The organism is Rothia sp. 27098_8_27 (assembly GCF_041432805.1).
Lineage (GTDB): Bacteria > Actinomycetota > Actinomycetes > Actinomycetales > Micrococcaceae > Rothia > Rothia mucilaginosa.
The window spans coordinates 125,801-142,302 of record NZ_JAPWAJ010000003.1 but is presented as its reverse complement, the minus strand read 5'-3'; the positions used below and the strand labels follow the sequence as shown (position 1 = coordinate 142,302).

The window sequence follows — 16,502 nt, the reverse complement described above, 5'->3', positions numbered from 1 at the left end:
GCTGCGTTTCTTAGGCTTGCGCTGTGCTGATGCTGGGCATCCGCCCGGATTGTTTGCGGAGTGAGCCGCGCCTCTGACAGACTGGAAGAGGCGCCGCACCTGCGGTACCGCACACAGACAATATCCCGCCGCGGGGCGGGGGAGGGGAGCGCATCGTGCGCCTGGGAGTTCTGGATGTCGGGTCGAATACGGTCCACCTGCTACTGATTGACGGCAGCCCTGGAGCGCGCCCCGAACCCTACGCGTCCCATAAGATTCCGCTGCAGCTCGTGCAGTACCTCGACGCTGAGGGCAATATTTCGCAGGAGGGCGCGGACGCGCTGACCCGCTTCGTGACCAGCGCCCGCGACTTCGCGATCGAGAATGAGGCGGAGGACCTGCTTGCGTTCTCCACGAGCGCTATCCGTGAGGCGGGTAATGGTGCGGCGGTGCTGCATCAGGTGCGTGAGCAGACCGGCGTGAGCCTGAACGGTATTTCGGGTGATCAGGAGGCGGCGATTACGTACTTTGCGGTGCGCCGCTGGCAGGGCTGGGGTGCGGGACGCATCCTTGATTTTGATATTGGTGGCGGCTCGTTTGAGTTTTCGACGGGTACGAATGCGTTGCCGGATGCGGCGATGAGCGTGCCGTTGGGTGCGGGCCGTCTGACGCGTGAGTTTTTTGATGAGCAGCCGCCGAAGCCGAAGCAGGTGAAGCGTCTGCGTAAGTATGTGCGTGAGCAGATTGCCCCGGTGGCGGAGAACCTGTTGCGTTATGGTGCGCCGGATATGACGGTTGGTACGTCGAAGACGTTCCGTTCGTTGGCGCGTATTTGTGGTGCGGCGCCGTATTCGGCGGGCCCGCATGTGAAGCGTGAGATGCATTTGCAGGATTTGCGCCTGTGGACTCGTCGTATGGAGGCGATGACGGTGTCTGAGCGTAGCGATTTGCCGGGTGTTTCGAAGGCGCGTGCGGAGCAGATGCTGGCGGGCGCTATTGCGGCGGAGGCGGCGATGGAGGCGTTCGGGGTTGAGACGATGCGTGTGTGCCCGTGGGCGCTGCGTGAGGGCCTGATCCTGAAGCGTATTGAGCACCTGGCGGAGGGCACGGGCACACCGGTCAACCCGAAGACCCTCCTGGGTGAGTAGAACATGATGATGAACCCCGCAGGCTGGTGCGTAATGGGAACCGGCCTGCGGGGTCACCGCATATAACGTGTATATCCCGCCGACAAAGATGTAGGAAAGGAACAATCACCGATGACGAACCAACTACTGTTAGCGCAGGTGCTAGCTGAAGGAATTGATGCTACTCAAACTTTTAATGCTCTCCCGTGGGCGGGATGGATACCTGCTGTAATTGGTCTTCTAGGGTCAATTATTGTCGCGTGGTGGAGCGGTCGAAAGATTGACAAGCAGATGGAGCTGTCGAAACAAGCTACTCCACCGGAGCTAACTCGTTATAAGACGTGGGTTGAAGTATCTGAAAAATATAAAGAGCTCATGGAATTTGAGAGAGCTAATAGTTTCGAAGGTGCTGAAAAAGAATATCAAGAAATTAGAGCATCTCGAAAAGCGGCTCTTGATCGTGCCGTTTGGGAGCGTAAAGTTTTTGCTACTTGCCCTAACTTGGCTGTTCAGAAATTGTTGATGCAGATTAGCCCTTCGAAGATTTTCCGAATTGTTAACACCAAGGATGGTGAATCAATAACAAGTTCAGATGCATATATTCATCCAAGGTTTACACCCTATTTTATATCGTTTTTAATTTGGGCTCTTCTTCTTGCTTCTCTCTTTGCTTCTCTTGTATTGTCTGCGCTTAACGGTGACCGGCGTGATTTTTGGGCATCATTGGTGGCTATAGTATGTGCGTCAATCATGGTGCCTTTCGTCTGTGCATTTGTACCTGATGGACTGAGTGGGGCTGCTGAATCTACCTATTATTTTCGTAAAATATTAATATCTCACGGGTGGGGATTTGAAGTGAATTTAGATTTGGAAGCGAGTATGATGGCGAGGCAATTAAGGTACTCTATTTTCGTTCCCGATTATCTAGAGGTTATTTACTCTCCATGGGAGAGTAAGAATAGAATAATTGCTTTATTTATGAAAACTGTGACATATTTTAAGCCTGGTTATTATGTTCGAAAAGGTTTTAAAAATCAGGATAGTGTTTTGTGGGGATCCTACAAAGAAGAGCTGTTGAATGGTGATTTGAAGGAAAAATTGGGGCGTAAAGATACTCAATCACAGGACTCTGACACATCAGAAAAATCCCAACCTACGCATCCGCAGGGGTAAAAGCGGAGAAGCCACATGTGGTTCGAACAGTCACGTCATAAGTGGCTTCTGGAAACACATGTGGCTTCTCGCTATGGGGCTGTAGCCCGTACAGAAGATGTGCTAAAAAGCGGCCCCGAACACTTCCGTATCCAGGGCCGCCTGCTAGGAAAGGAACAATCACCGATGATGAACCAACTACTGTTAGCGCAGGTGCTAGCTGAAGGAACCGAGAATGTGCTTACACTAAATAACTTATGGCCCGTATTTGTCGGTCCTCTGGTTACCTTTGCAAGCCCATATCTTGTTGCGTGGTGGAATGGCCGTAAAGCTGATAAGCAGATGGATTTTTCCAAGCGCTCTAAACCACCTGAATTAGCTCGGTATAAGGAACTTTTAGAAATTTCTAAGACTTATAAAGACCTTGTTAATTTTGAGAATGTAGATGCGCTGGCAATCGCTTCACCAGAGTATAGAGAGATTGAAAAGTGTCGCAAAATTGCTTTAGAGCGTTTATCTTGGGAACACAAGGTGCTCTCTGAGTGTCGTGATATTCAGGCCCGGAAGAGGTTGTTGAAAATTCCTGAATCTTATATTACGGGGCAATGGATGGGAGACATAAGGTCACTGCCGAATTTTAAAAATTTTGCATCCTTGTTGGCGGAGTTTATTCTATGTATTTTTTTGGTTTTTGTATCAATAAAATATATCATATATTACATTGATCTTGTAAATGTTTCATTCTCGCTTATTCAAGATCCGGGGAGTGTTCCTTCTGATTCACAGTATTTAGTTTTATTTTTCCCTGTTGTTACCCTGGTTTTATCCTTGTTGTCGGTTGTTTTGGTTCGCGTCACGTACGTTATCTCCAGATCTTTCGGAAATGTTATTAGCTGGGAAGAAATAACTCGATATGAGTATCTTAAAATATCAAATAAATACGCCCCTAAAAATGTTCGTGAACAGTTAAATAAATTAATTTCTTCCCGTGCTAGAAATGTAGCGCGAATGAGATATTCGATGGTGGATGAAGAATATGCTGCTTTAGTTAATGTCCCTAAAATATGGAGAAGGGATAAATGGTATATTCCTCCTGTGAAGATTCTAATGGCTGCAGTTCCATATATTCTTCTTGAAAAGTTTAATAAGAGTGGAAAGCCCTACGGTTCTTATTTTGAGGGGGCATTTGAAGTTGATGCTAAGAACCCTGTAGGCGAAGAATCGCTTGCTCAGGATAGAGCAGTTTCAGATAAGAAAGACAAGAACTGATTTGCTCTAGATAACCTCTGACTCCCCGAGGGCAAACATTGAGAAGCCACATGTGTTTCGAACAGCCACATCATAAGTGGCTTCTGGAAACACATGTGGCTTCTCGCTATGGGGCTGTAACACGTACAGAATTCGTGCCATGGTTTAGTGTCTTCTGCCATGGCTTTTAACTACGACCAAAGACACTAATCTATGGCACAACTTTCAGCGCAGTACCGCAAAACAAGAACGGCCCCGAATGCACACGCATCCGGGGCCGCCTGCTGCGGTTATCTATATATTGGGTCAGAACTGGTTTACATATCGGGCCAGTCACGGTGCAACGAATACTCCGTGTCCCCATCACCACTATCATTCAGATGCCAGCGTTGGCCGGTACGGATATCAGCCTTGCGCAGACGCGGATTTGGGTTATCCTTCTTACCCATGGTGGGGTCGTTCTTGCAGCCCCAACGAGTGTCGTCTTCATCGCAGGTGCCGCCGACGCGTCCCACGTCAACCCACCACACACGAATCAGCAGCGGGTCGACAGTTTCCTTCGTCAACACGACATCCAGGGCCTGCCAGTCGCCACCGTTCACACGGAAACGACCAGAATAAGACACCGTTGCGTAAGCGTGGAAGTTACCCGAACGCTTATACACATAACTGGTCGCGGTCTTGCGTGACTCTTCACCACGTGCCCTGCTAACCGGCTTACCCATCGTGTAGAAGCTACCCTCATCACCGTTGCCATACTGGATGGTCATCTGAGTAGGATAGGACTCCATCTCCACATGGCCAATCATCAGGTCACCTTCCCAACGTGCGGTGGGCGCGTCAACGTAGAAGTTGACTGCCTGATTCTTGTAAACGTTGGGGTTGTCGTTACCCTGACCAGAGCCAAGGTTGTAGGACTGCTTCAAAACAGGAGCTTGGATATCGGTTTTAGCGAATTGGTCCTCAACTTCTTGGAGCATTTCTTCAGGAGAAGGACCCTTGGGCTGCGCGGGGTCATTCGAGGTGAAGGTTTTGGTGTCGTCGGGTACGCAGTAACGGCCGCCAACATGGTTGGGGATTTTGTTGGCGTTATCTCCCTGAGGTAGAGGCCCTATGGTGTAATGCCCCGGACGTCGGTCTACTTTCGTGTAACATTCTGCATCTCCGGCTTTTCGAGCTTCGGGTACAGTTCCGTAGACTGTTTGATTAGTGCCATCACGCATTGGGATGTGGTTATCCTCCCAACTCTTGCGTGCTGCTTCTACCGAGGCACCAGAAGATGATCCCTCACTTGGAATATCTGTTCCGTTAGATTGGTCGTGAGAAGGTGATTTTTTTGAATGAGTATCCTTTTTAGGTTGATTATCCCGCTGAACCTTTACACAATGTCCATTAGAATTTTTCTGCGTACATTCACTGGCCATAGAAGTAGAAAAACCAGAGATTGAATTTATAGCAAGGATAGATGCGGATAGGAGGATATAAATTTTTTTAGAAGTAGATTTTGACGGTGTCATAATGCTATCCTCCAAAATCAGATCCGGAAATTTTCCAGTATCCGTCAGAGTACGTATACAAGAAGTAGAAAGAATCATTGGTGGTATCTGTATTGGCCTCCATTTCAAGATGGCCGTCAGGATTTACATACGTAACAGTCGACCATAGAATGCTGAACTTCATTCGATAATTCTTTTTCTGGTCATCGTAAATCAGAGAGCTTTCAGCCTGGTAAGACTCCAAACCTCCGATAATCCATCCTCCACGTTCGTAGAGCGATTCCGTATAGTTATATGAATTATATTCATCGGTATCTTTCATGACATATTTGAAAGCATACGAACAATCGCCAGTCTGAATTCCATAATTGTGTGCAACCAGCCAGTCCTGCATCATCTTCATGAGGCCTTCTTCGGTCTCAGGGTACTGAGCGGGCTCATTACGAGGCTTGGGGACGTTCTGTGCGGGTCCATAGCCATCGGCCTTACGGTATTCACCGTCGGGAGCTTTGGATTGTCCTGAATATCCGCGAGTGACTCGCGGGCTCGGAGTAGCGGAAGCAGAAGCAGCATCAGATGCCGCCGCAGATGCCGAAGTGGTCTCGCTCGGCGTTGCAGTCGAGGTGGCTGCCGCCTCATTATCAGCCTGCTGGCCACACGCCGCAAGCAGGGCCCCCAGGCCCACAAGTGCGCCGCCGCCCAGCAGGGTGCGGCGGTTGAAAATGGTCGAATCCATAGAAGATACGCTCCTATCGTCGGTGACGGTGTGATATATGTGCATGTCGGGCCGCTTTTCACAGGTCAAACTGACCACCGGAAGGAAAACAACCCCGTAGCGCACCCAACAAACGCATCAATGCGTTATGGAGCACTACAGTTACCACCCTACCGCATGTTTGCGGTCGTTTGCATTCTTTTGAGGGTTGTGGCGGTGGTTGATCATTATTCGGGCTTCTCAATGTTTTATGTATCAAATATCTCTGTGCCCGCGGAGGTGCTGCTTCTGCAGAATTTGTGCCATGGTTTAGCTTTTTCGGTAATGGGTTAGTGACTTTGGGCTGGAGTTTTAACCATTACCAAAGACGCTAAGTCATGACTGAAATTGCTAAGTCATTACCAAATTTCCACCTCCGCCGAGCAACCCAAACGCAGCAGGCGGCCCCGGACGCACACACGCATCCGGGGCCGCCCCTATTTCTGAAAGCTACTTCTTAGTGCCGAACGCCCTCATCCACGCCCAGCGCGTCAGCACCGCCGTGCCCACCGCAACCGCCATCGGCAGCCACGCACTCGCACCCTGACCCGTAAAACCAATCAACAGAGTCAGCGCAGACAGCGGCGCATTCATCGACACGCCCAAAAACGCCGCCGTACCCGTCAACGCCGCCGCATACAACACCATCGACGCGCCACCCGGTACCCCGCCCAAACCCGGGAACGCCCACAGTACCAGCGCCGCCACGCTAAACGCAGCCGCCGCACCCAACGCCAAACCCGGCGTCAACGTACCGCCATAAGAACCGAAACGCAGACTCAACACCACCACGGCAGCCTTCGCCACGCACAGAGCCACCACATACCAGGCCGCCGCCGCGGACAAGCCGCCCGCCGCCGCATCCAACGACACATTAAACGTGTGCTGAGTCAGCAGACGACCATTACCCAGAATCTCCGGAAGCCACAGCGAAACCACCGCGACCAGCGCAAACGCCACAGGAATACGCCACAGAAGAGAACGATCCTTCGCCTTCAACTTCTCCGCACGCTGCGACAACGCCCTAAAACCCAACGCCAATGGAGTCAACACCACACCCGTCAGCGCCGCCACTGTCAGCGTCGTCGCATCCAACGGAAGCTGCGGCACCGGGTACGTCGGCTCATTGACAATCACCAGATTTGCCGTGACCGTCGCCGTCCACACCGTCACCGCACCCACATACAGCGACCGCAGGCTCAAACCAACAGCCATCGCCTCCACAAGGTACACCACGCCACCAATCGGCACCTGATACACCGCCGCCAAACCAGACGCCGCACCCGCCGCCACCAGCAGACTACGCTCACGAACACCCAACAGCGGGGCACCATCAGCGCCCACAAAACCAAGACGCTCCAACAGGTTCGCGGTACGGCCAGCCGCCAAAGCACCCAGCTCACGAGGCGCGACCTCCTTACCCACAGGAGAGCCCGCACCCACAGCAACAATCTGAATCACCGAATGCGAAATCTGCCGCCACAGCGACGGGGTACGGTTCTCCTCGGTAGCACCGGCAATCTGCGACTTCACGCCGACCACACGCCGCCCACCGGACTGCAGGTAGTACCACACCAGCGCCACGAACGGACCCAGCGCCGCCAAAACCAGGGCACGACGCGCCGGATCGGCACCGTCAGTCACCATCGGGTGATGCCCCTCAGCCTGACCGAAAGTTAGCTCCTGCATAAAGTCCAGAACATAATGCAGAGCAATCGCGCCCAAGCCGCTGAACACGCCCGTGACCAGCGCGGCAAGGGTCAGCCCCAGCAGGAGGCGAAACGAAAAAGAACGGAAACCCGCAGGATTCTGCGGGCTATTCGAGGAAGATTTCGAGGAAGAACCAGTATGAGAAGACATAGAAAAAGGGGTTTGTGTGTTGCGTGCTGTGTGGTTTGAAGGCTTCATGCCCGGCGCAAACTGCCGCGGGTGAAGCTGTTTTCATTCTACGCCCGCAGAATTACGCCCTCCCCGGCATGCCAGAACGTGAGAAGCGGAGCCCCGCGCATTGGGTCGCGGAGCATGAGGTGAAGCCGCTGCCCAGAAAACGCGGAAGAAACACGAGCCAGGTCATATGCCCGTAGCCGCACCCGCTATGCTGGAAGGGTACGCCTCCACGCGCCCGCCGCGCACCGAACACTAGCCCCCGGAACACACCGGCGGCACATACCTTGCCGGCACCCGGCGCAGGCGCCCCCTTAGGAAGGATCAACGATGACCGCAACTATTGCTTTTCTCGGCACCGGCTCCATGAACGGCTCCATTGCCGCGGGTCTGCTCGCCGCAGGCCACGACCCCGCCCATATCCGCGCTACCGTGCGTAGCGAAGAATCTCGTGCCGCCCTCGCCCAGCGCCTCGGCGACAAGGTAGATATCATCACCACCGGCGGCGAAGCTGACGGTAACCACAAGGCAACCGCCCACGCAGACGTCGTGCTGCTCGGCGTGAAGCCCTACGGCATCGTTGAGCTTGCCCGCGATATCGCACCCGCCCTTGCGCCTAATGCTGTTGTGGTGTCCGTTGCTGCTGGCGTGACCCTCGAAACCCTCGCCGCGTGCCTTCCCGCAGGTCAGCCCATTGTTCGCTGCATGCCGAACACCCCCTCTTCCGTGGGCAAGGGCGTGCTCGCCATCTCCACCACCGACACCGTGAAGGACGAGCAGAAGAAGCTCGTCGAAGAGGTCCTGGGCACCGTTGGTCTGGTTGTTGAGGTCCGCGAAGATCAGATGGATGCGGTCACCGCCGTCTCCGGTTCCGGCCCGGCATACGCGTTCCTGCTTGCGGAGGCGATGGCAGCCGCCGGTGAGAAGCTCGGCCTGGACGCAGACACCGCCCTCAAGCTTGCCAGCGCAACCGTTGCCGGTGCGGGCTTCCTGCTCGACACCAACCCGGATGCGCCTGCCCTGCGCCGCGCCGTGACCAGCCCGAACGGCACCACCGAGCGTGCGCTGAACACCTTCGTGGACGGTGGCCTCTTCCAGCTGACCGAGGATGCGATGCGCGCCTGTGCGGCACGTTCGGCGGAAATGAGCCAGCTGTACACCGCTGACGAGGACTAATCGGCGGGGACTAACCAGCGGAGACTAATACCGTCCGGTAGCATCCCCCTGACTAGGTGAAACTATAGAAAAACAGCCTCCTCCCGGCAGAACGGGAAGAGGCTGTTTTTCTATGTCTATTTGCTTTTCTATGTCTAATCACGGGCTCCTCAAACGCAGGTTCCTCAAAACCAGCAGAGCTGGGGAAGATAACCCCCGCAGTGAGGAAAAACGCGCTTAGGGTCGCGCCGCGAAACGCTCAATCAGGTCCACCTGACCGGACACAATCAGAATGTCACGCGAATGAATGCGGGTGGTGGCGTCCGCGTAAGTGAAGTCCTCACCGGGCGACTTAATACCGACCACGGACACGCCGTACTTGGAGCGGATATCCGACTCGGCGAGGGTAAAGCCGTGGGTTTCCTTCGGCGGGCGCATCTTCGCAATCGCAAAGTCGTCATCAAACTCAATGTAATCCAGCAGACGACCCGAAACCAGGTGCGCGGCGCGGCGGCCAGCGTCCGCCTCCGGGTAGACCACGTGGTGCGCGCCGATACGCTCCAGAATCTTGCCGTGCGCGGGGGTAATAGCCTTCGCCCAGATGCGCTCCACACCAATGTCTACGAGGTTCGCGGTAATCAGCACGGACGCCTCCACGGAGGTGCCCACACCCACCACGGCGGAGCCGAAATCGTCCGCACCCAACTGGTGCAGGGTGTCGATATCGGTCGCGTCGGCGGAGACCACGTGCGTCAGCACGCCGGACCACTTCTGCACCAGCTCGGGGTCCTTCTCAATAGCAAGGACCTCCTTGTTCTGCAGGCGCAGCTGGGCCGCCACCGCGGAGCCGAAGCGTCCCAGACCAATCACGAGGACGGGGGCGTTATGTGCACTAGCCAATGGTGGGCCTTTCTTCGGGGAACTTGTAGAGGCGGCGGCGTGAACGCAGCGCCAGGCCGGTCGCGGCGGTTGTGGTGCCCACACGGCCAATGAGCATCAGGCCGCTGAGCACGTAGATACCCGCCGGCGGCAGGCTGGAGGAGAGACCATTCGAGAGGCCGCAGGTCGCGAAGGCGGAGATGACCTCGAAAATGACTTCCTTGAGGTCCGCGCCGCTAATAATCAGAATCGACGCGGCGCCGACACCTACCACGGTAGCACCCATAACAATCACGGAGATAGCAATACGCAGGGAGGACTCGGGGATGGTGCGGTTGAACGCGACAACCTTCTGATCGCCTCGCGCCTCAGCAAGGATAGACAGGGCAATCACGGCGATGGTCGTGACCTTCACGCCACCCGCGGTCGAGCCGGAGCCGCCGCCAATGAACATGAGCATGTCCGTCAGGAGCGTGGAGACGGGGGTAATGCTGCTCATGTCGACCAGATTGAAGCCGCCCGAACGCATCATTACAGAAGCAAAAATGGCGTTCAGAACCTTGTCGCCTGCGGAGTAGCCGCCGATGGTGGCGGGGTTGTTCCACTCGAAGAGACCCCAGAAGAACGCGCCAAAAGCAAAGAAAAACAGGGTCGTCACGGTGGTCAGCTTCGCGGTGAGCGACCAGTGGCGGGGGCGGAAAGGATGATGCTGAATCGCAATGAAAACAGGGAAACCGAGCGAGCCCAGGAACACGGCAATGCAGATGGGCACGAGCAGGAAGAGATCATGGCCGTAGGGCACGATGCCGTCTGAGTGCGGGGTGAAGCCTGCATTGTTGAAAGCTGAAATAGCGTAGAAGATGCTGTGCCAGATGGCTTGGAACGGGTCTTCGCCGAGGGTCAGGAAACGAGGAATCAGCACAAGCGCAATGATTGCCTCGATGGAGAATGAAGCATAGGAGACGCTCTTGATGATGCCACCGACCTCGCCAAGACGGCTGATGTTCAGGTCTTCCTGTGCGATGAGCTTGGTGCGCAGACCCATCTTACGGCCGATAGCCAGCGCCAGCAGGGAGGTAATGGTTAGAGTGCCCAAACCACCGACCTGACAAGCCACAAGAATCATTGCCTGACCGAAGGTGGACCACTGCTCGGCGGTGGAGACGGTAGTCAGGCCGGTCACCGTCACCGCGCTGGTAGAGGTAAAAAATGCGTGGTGGAAAGGCGCGGGCTGCCCATCATTGGAGGAGATGGGCAGTAGCAAGGTGAGCGTAAAGAAGATGATGACCAGCAGAAACGCAGTGATTGCGGTGCGCGAAGGCGAGGCAAGAACGGTCACGTCAATAAAGTCACGGAACCGTTCGAGGGTCTGCAGATTGAACCCCATGGGGGCGCGCTTACGCTGAACCTCGGAGGTTTCGCTCACGTGGTCGCGTAGGGCAAGCAGACGATCGAGGTCAATACCGGGCACACTCGTGAGGATGCTAAGGTTTTCGGCCTCGAGACGGTCGCGTCGACTACGGTGAACCTGCTGCTTTTGAGACACGGATGTGGTGCCGCTGAGGGTGTCCCAGCGGCGGTTGAGCTGGCCCTGGGGGTGGTGGTGTCGGCGCCGGGTGCGGCGGATGATGCGTCCCATGCGCCTCCTTCAGCGGGTGTCTGGGTGTTGGTGTGTTGGGTGGCGGATATGTGCCTGTTTTGACGCCTTCTAGTGTATCGCGCCGGGTGCCTACTGAGGGGGTTGAGGCTCTGGTGGTTTGGGGGTAAATATGTGAGCTTGGAGAAGGCGTGCGGTTGGTTTTGTGGGTGGAACCACGAAAACTATATATTCTGAATTAGCTATATAAGTATTGAGGGTCTGGGTGGCTCGCATATGCCTAGGATGAGATACAGGAAATCTCCACGAGATGTGATAGGCACTTCATGCTTTTCTCCCCTTCAGTGCTTCATATTGAGGTAGCATTCAGCGGTCTTTCAGAATTTTTGAAGGTAATTTCCGTATCAGCCTCATTCTAAGCTTGAGGCGTCACTTTATATGTCATAATCGCTATATGCATTCTGATGTTTTTTCTGTCATCGCGGATCCGACTCGCCGCCGAATTGTGCGTATTCTCGCTGAGCAAACCCACACGGTGGGTGCAGTGGTTGAAAAGCTGGGCATGAGCCAGCCGACCATTTCGAAGCACCTGAAAGTCCTTCGCGATGCAGATGTGGTCTCCGTGACCGTGGAGGGGCAGCGTCGCCTCTACTCCCTGAACCCGGATGTATTCGCCACCGTGACCGAGTGGATTAACGAGACCGTTCAGATTGCACGCCAGTCCAATGAGGCGCACGCACCCGTGGCACTGCCCGGTGGCGTGACTGCATCTGCCTCCGACAAGACGGCAGCTGAGAAGCCGGTCGAGAAGACCTCCGAAAAGAGTGCTCCGAAGCCCGAGGCGACCGACTCCGAAACTCTCACCGTTGAGGCACCCACCTCCGAGGAAATCGAGCAGGCCCGCATTCAACGCGCCCGCGCACAGCACCTGACCCCCAGCGCGCGCATTTACTCGCGCCCCGCGGAGCAGGTTGCTGATAGTGCCGCTTCCGAACCTGTTGCTGAGAAGGCAGGAGCTGCTGAGCCCATCTCGCAGGAAGAGACAGTGGATAGCACCCCGATGCGCCCCTTCACTCCCGCATCCTACGGTTACGACGCTGGGGTGACCCCCGCGGCGTCGGCATCCCCCGCTCAGCCCGCTACCCCTGCGGCACCTGCTGAGGTGAAGCCCGCTGAGACCACCAAGACCACTGAGGCTAAGCCTGTCGTAGCGCATAAGCCGGTGGTATTCCCTCAGCCTGCGGCTGTAGTGTCTTATGGCACCGACCCCGCTGCGGTTGTGGGTGGTTCGATTCAGCCTATCGCTGTGATCCCCGAGGCTGTTGCGCTTGAAAAGGCCGCCGACGAAAAGGTTGCTGTTGAGAAGCCTGTTGCACCCGCTGAATCCGTCACGGAAGAAGCAACCGGCAAGGATTTTGCAGCTGAGGAATCTGCATCTGAGGATTCTGCATCTGAAAAGTCTGTGATTGAGAAGAACGTAGTGGATGAAGCCTCGGCAGAAGAGCCGGTGAAGGCTGATTCTGCTGAGGAAGCAGCTTCGCCCGCAGAAGCTACTGAAAAGGATGAGCTCGCTAAGGGCGAGCCTGCCAATGATGAGCTCACCAAAGATGAGCCTGTCGAGGGTGAGCCTGCTAAGGCTGAAACCTCCGCTGAGGAGCCCGAGTACCAGACCATGCCCTCCTACGATTCGGTGTACCGCCCCAGCACTGAGACGAACAGCGCTGAGGCGAAGGATAACCACCGCGGTGGCCTCTTCGGCTTCCTGCGTGGCCGCCGCCGCTAAAACGGGCGGCTAGGGTCTGCCCTGCCGATCACTTCCGGCATTAACTCTCTGTAAAACACACACTCACTCACTTTTTGACCGAAAGACGCATTCACGTGGCTATTCATCGTAAAATTCTGCGCTGGCTCGAGAACGAACTGTTCGAGGGCAACATTCAGCTGGGCCAGGACCTGCCCAGCGATAGCGAAATTGCGCGCGCTATTGGTGTGAGTCGTTCCCGCACCCGCGAGGCTCTACGCACCCTGGAAGATATGGATCTGGTGCAGCTATACAACGGTCGCGGCAAGGAAATGCTGGTGCACCTGAGCGATGAGCCTGCCGCTGCCGCCAGCGCTGCTCTGCGCCTGCACATGTCCAGCTCGCGTTACCCGACTCGTGACTTGGTGCAGACCCGTATTCTGCTGGAAAGCTGGGCGATTGCGCGTATTGACCCGAAGACCACCTCCTTCGCGGAGATGGACGAGGTCCTGGAGCAGATGGAAGATTTCGATCTGTCGATTCGTGACTTCCTGGAGCTTCTGTTGACGTTCCACCACCAGGTGATGCGTTGTGCGGGTAATGAGCTGCTGGTGGGTCTGCTCGCGTCGGTGCGTCAGCCGAGCTTTGAGTCGATGCTGTCGCTGGTGGGTCGTATGCCGCTGTGGAGTAGTGCTGTGGAGCGTCTGCGTGCTGAGAGCCGCGCTATTGCGGAGGCTCTGAAGGCTGGCGACGCTGCGACGGCTCGTTCCATGGTGATTGGTCAGCTGCGCGGCATGTATTCCGACGCCGGTATTGATCTGGAGCAGGAGGCGACCTCTGCGAACGGTCTGCCGGGTGAGCCGATTGCTTCTGAATTTGCGCCGGTTGATGTGGATGAGTTTGCCGCTGATGACTTTGACGATTTGATGCAGGATGACCCGTCCTTCGCTGATGCGGAGGCTCTGCCCGCCGCAGATGCACCCGTTGCGGCACCCGCTTCTGTGGAGCCTGCGGCTGAGCCTGCCCAGGCTTCTGCTCCGTCTTCTGTCGTGGAGTATACGGTGCCTGAGGGCGATATTGTCTACATTGAGGAGACCGCTTCTGCGGCTCCTGTGGAGCGCGTTTCGGCGGCTGAGCCTGCCGAGGCCATCCCTGACTCTAATGCTTCTGACAAGGTAGAACAGCCTGTTTCCGCCGCGTCTCAGCCCGCACCTGCTGCAGCTCCTGCTGCTCCCGCGCAGCCTACCGCTCATTCGGTGAGCGCGGATGTGCCGCTGAGCTTCGGCACCCCGCGCCGTAGCACCTCGGTATCGCAGGTTACCCCGGCTGCTTCTGCGGCTCCGGTTGCTTCTGTAGCGGCTAGCTCCCAGACTCTCGCTTCCCAGCCCCTCAGCTCGCAGACGCTCAGTTCCCAGACTCCCAGCGGTCAGTTGCCGAGTGTTCCTGCCGCGTACGCGCAGGAAGAGGCTGCGGGTCCCGCGAAGGTTCTGCGCGCCTCCACGGCGGCTCCGCGTCGTCGTAGCGGTCAGATTATTTCTCCGGTGCGTGCAACCATCATTAAGCCTGTGGATCGTAGCAAGGTGCTGACTGCGCCTGCCCGTACCGCCCGTCCTGCGGCTGTTGTGACTGCCGCGGCGCCTGCGGAGTCTGAGTCGGCTGAGAAGGTTCTGCGTGCCCCTGCGCGCCAGGAGGCGCCCGCTACTGAGCCTGCTGAGCCTACCCGCCTTGAGGCGGCAGCGACCATCCACGACACCTACGAGAAGCTTCCGCATGATGAGCCGGTGCAGGAGCGCGGCGGCATCTTCTCGAAGATGAAGCGTTTCTTTGGCGTGGATGTCTACGAGCCTGAGCATGACGAAGCGCAGGAGAGCGCTGAGAAGGATCAGGCAGTGAAGGAGCAGGCTCTGAAGGCTGAAACGAAGTCCGAGCCCCAGCATGAGCTCCAGCCTGAGCCCCAGCCCGTCATTGATGAGGAGGCGCTGGCTCGTGCCGAGGCCGAGCGTGCTGAGCGTCTGAAGGCGTTGCACGCGGCGGCTGAACAAGAAGCTGCTGAGAAAGAGGTAGCTGAGGAAAGCGCCGTTGAAGAACCCGCTGAGGCTTCTGACCCCGCGCAGGAATCGGCTGCGGAATCGGTAGAGGCTGCCTCCTCGGCTGAGGAGAGCACTCCTGATGCTGCTGTAGCTTCTTCCGGTTCGGTGCTCTCTCATGGCCGCGCTAAGGGCTCGAAGAAGTCGAAGAAGAAGCGCCGTTAGGGCTACCGAATCCCATTTTTGCCCCGAGATACCCCGGATATACCCGCGGGAAAAGCGGAAATTCAGGGAAAAACTCCTGAAAAGCCGCTCTCGAATGGTGAAAATGGGGGTAAACCTAGTACTCTAGGTAGGTAGCGCTCTAAAACGCAAGGGTATTTCTGTGCCTAAAATGCGTTTTGGATCGGTTATACCGGTATAAATATCCCCGGGTAGCTACCGAGTCGAATGGCTCGGCCGGGTACGAGTAAAGTGAGGAAATCCTATGGGTTCCGTTATCAAGAAGCGCCGCAAGCGTATGTCCAAGAAGAAGCACCGCAAGCTGCTTCGTAAGACCCGCCACCAGCGCCGCAACAAGAAGTAAATAGACTTCTTTCACCCCGCCCTCCGTTTGGAGAGGCGGGGTTTTTGCGTTCCTACAGTTTTTGCGGGCCGGGTTTTGTACGCCAGGTTTTGTACGCCGGGTTTTGTATTTGTAGAGGGTATGTGCGGGTCACCTGTTTGGGGTGCGGCGCGCTATCTGAGAGACTGGACCCATGACTGAAACTTCCACCATTAAAGTTCACCTCATGCGTCACGGCGAGGTGCACAACCCCGAGCGTATCGTGTACGGCCGTCTGCCCGGCTACCGTCTGTCCGATAAGGGCCAGCAGATGGTGCATCTGAGCGCTGAGGAGTTCGCGGCTCGTGCTGAGCGAGGCGCCCGTTTCGTGCACCTGGTCTGCTCGCCGTTGCAGCGTACCCGTGAGTCTGCCGCCCCGGTTGAGGAACTGCTGGGTCTGACCGCGCAGCCGGATGAGCGCGTCATTGAGGCGGATAACTACTTTGAGGGTCTGCACGTGAACGCGCAGGAGCTGCTGAGGAACCCGCGTCACTGGACGAAGCTGTACAACCCGGCGCGCCCCTCCTGGGGTGAGTCGTATCTGGATCAGATTCGCCGTATGGCTGCAGCTGTTCAGGATGCGGCGCGTACCGCCTACGAGCGTGGCGGCGAGGGTGCGGAGGCGATTATTGTGTCGCACCAGCTGCCGATTTGGATTACTCGCCTGGGCGTTGAGGGCCGCATGCTGCAGCATGACCCGCGTGCCCGTGAGTGCAACCTGGCATCGATTACGACTCTGGCGTTTAGCACCACTGATTTTGAGCATGAGATGCCGCATTTTGTGGGGTATTCGGAGCCTGCGGCGCCGCTGTACGGTGGCGTGATTCAGCTGCCCGGTAGCTAAAACATCCGGTAGCTA

General features: G+C 56.3%; 13 protein-coding genes. 8 read left to right on the top strand and 5 right to left on the bottom strand.

The window, feature by feature from the left end; genetic code table 11:
• Window positions 1-155 precede the first annotated feature (155 nt).
• The 3 genes from O3675_RS05350 (at window position 156) to O3675_RS05340 (ending at window position 3,527) form a co-directional block, all read left to right on the top strand.
• The gene (locus O3675_RS05350; protein WP_005508285.1) at window positions 156-1,127 is read left to right on the top strand and encodes an exopolyphosphatase; all 972 of its coding nucleotides are present in this window, start codon (window positions 156-158) and stop codon (window positions 1,125-1,127) included.
• Window positions 1,128-1,238: 111 nt separating this feature from the next.
• On the top strand, window positions 1,239-2,279 hold the full coding sequence (locus tag O3675_RS05345; protein ID WP_371571408.1) for a hypothetical protein: 1,041 nt from the start codon (window positions 1,239-1,241) through the stop codon (window positions 2,277-2,279).
• Between the two features lie 15 nt (window positions 2,280-2,294).
• Window positions 2,295-3,527, top strand: coding sequence for a hypothetical protein (locus tag O3675_RS05340; protein ID WP_371571406.1), 1,233 nt, complete (start codon window positions 2,295-2,297; stop codon window positions 3,525-3,527).
• A gap of 296 nt (window positions 3,528-3,823) precedes the next feature.
• Here O3675_RS05340 and O3675_RS05335 read toward each other — a convergent pair whose 3' ends face one another.
• The 3 genes from O3675_RS05335 to O3675_RS05325 all read right to left on the bottom strand — a co-directional run bounded on the left by O3675_RS05335 (window position 3,824) and on the right by O3675_RS05325 (window position 7,616).
• The gene (locus O3675_RS05335; protein ID WP_371571404.1) at window positions 3,824-4,729 is read right to left on the bottom strand and encodes a hypothetical protein; all 906 of its coding nucleotides are present in this window, start codon (window positions 4,727-4,729) and stop codon (window positions 3,824-3,826) included.
• A gap of 298 nt (window positions 4,730-5,027) precedes the next feature.
• Window positions 5,028-5,738 (bottom strand): DUF6318 family protein, encoded by a 711-nt coding sequence (locus O3675_RS05330; protein WP_371571402.1) that lies wholly within the window; start codon window positions 5,736-5,738, stop codon window positions 5,028-5,030.
• A gap of 468 nt (window positions 5,739-6,206) precedes the next feature.
• On the bottom strand, window positions 6,207-7,616 hold the full coding sequence (locus O3675_RS05325; RefSeq protein WP_371571400.1) for a chloride channel protein: 1,410 nt from the start codon (window positions 7,614-7,616) through the stop codon (window positions 6,207-6,209).
• 354 nt (window positions 7,617-7,970) lie between these two features.
• Here O3675_RS05325 and proC point away from each other — a divergent pair, with 354 nt between their 5' ends.
• Complete coding sequence (proC, locus tag O3675_RS05320) at window positions 7,971-8,816, top strand: pyrroline-5-carboxylate reductase (protein WP_371571399.1); 846 nt, start codon at window positions 7,971-7,973, stop codon at window positions 8,814-8,816.
• Window positions 8,817-9,032: 216 nt separating this feature from the next.
• Here proC and O3675_RS05315 read toward each other — a convergent pair whose 3' ends face one another.
• Both O3675_RS05315 and O3675_RS05310 read right to left on the bottom strand, forming a co-directional pair.
• A complete protein-coding gene (locus O3675_RS05315; protein ID WP_005504725.1) occupies window positions 9,033-9,695 on the bottom strand; it encodes a TrkA family potassium uptake protein in 663 nt (220 codons plus the stop codon).
• On the bottom strand, window positions 9,688-11,313 hold the full coding sequence (locus O3675_RS05310; protein WP_371571397.1) for a TrkH family potassium uptake protein: 1,626 nt from the start codon (window positions 11,311-11,313) through the stop codon (window positions 9,688-9,690). The genes O3675_RS05315 and O3675_RS05310 overlap by 8 nt, the downstream gene beginning before the upstream one ends.
• A gap of 412 nt (window positions 11,314-11,725) precedes the next feature.
• On the opposite strand from O3675_RS05310, the gene O3675_RS05305 reads away from it, so the two are divergent.
• From O3675_RS05305 to O3675_RS05290, 4 genes are all read left to right on the top strand, one after another.
• Complete coding sequence (locus O3675_RS05305) at window positions 11,726-13,054, top strand: metalloregulator ArsR/SmtB family transcription factor (RefSeq protein WP_371571396.1); 1,329 nt, start codon at window positions 11,726-11,728, stop codon at window positions 13,052-13,054.
• A gap of 95 nt (window positions 13,055-13,149) precedes the next feature.
• On the top strand, window positions 13,150-15,264 hold the full coding sequence (locus tag O3675_RS05300; RefSeq protein ID WP_371571394.1) for a FadR/GntR family transcriptional regulator: 2,115 nt from the start codon (window positions 13,150-13,152) through the stop codon (window positions 15,262-15,264).
• Window positions 15,265-15,526: 262 nt separating this feature from the next.
• The gene (locus O3675_RS05295; protein ID WP_005504750.1) at window positions 15,527-15,625 is read left to right on the top strand and encodes a 30S ribosomal protein bS22; all 99 of its coding nucleotides are present in this window, start codon (window positions 15,527-15,529) and stop codon (window positions 15,623-15,625) included.
• A 172-nt stretch (window positions 15,626-15,797) separates the two neighbouring features.
• Window positions 15,798-16,487: a histidine phosphatase family protein gene (locus O3675_RS05290; protein ID WP_371571392.1), complete on the top strand. Its 690-nt coding sequence runs from the start codon at window positions 15,798-15,800 to the stop codon at window positions 16,485-16,487.
• Window positions 16,488-16,502: the final 15 nt, after the last annotated feature.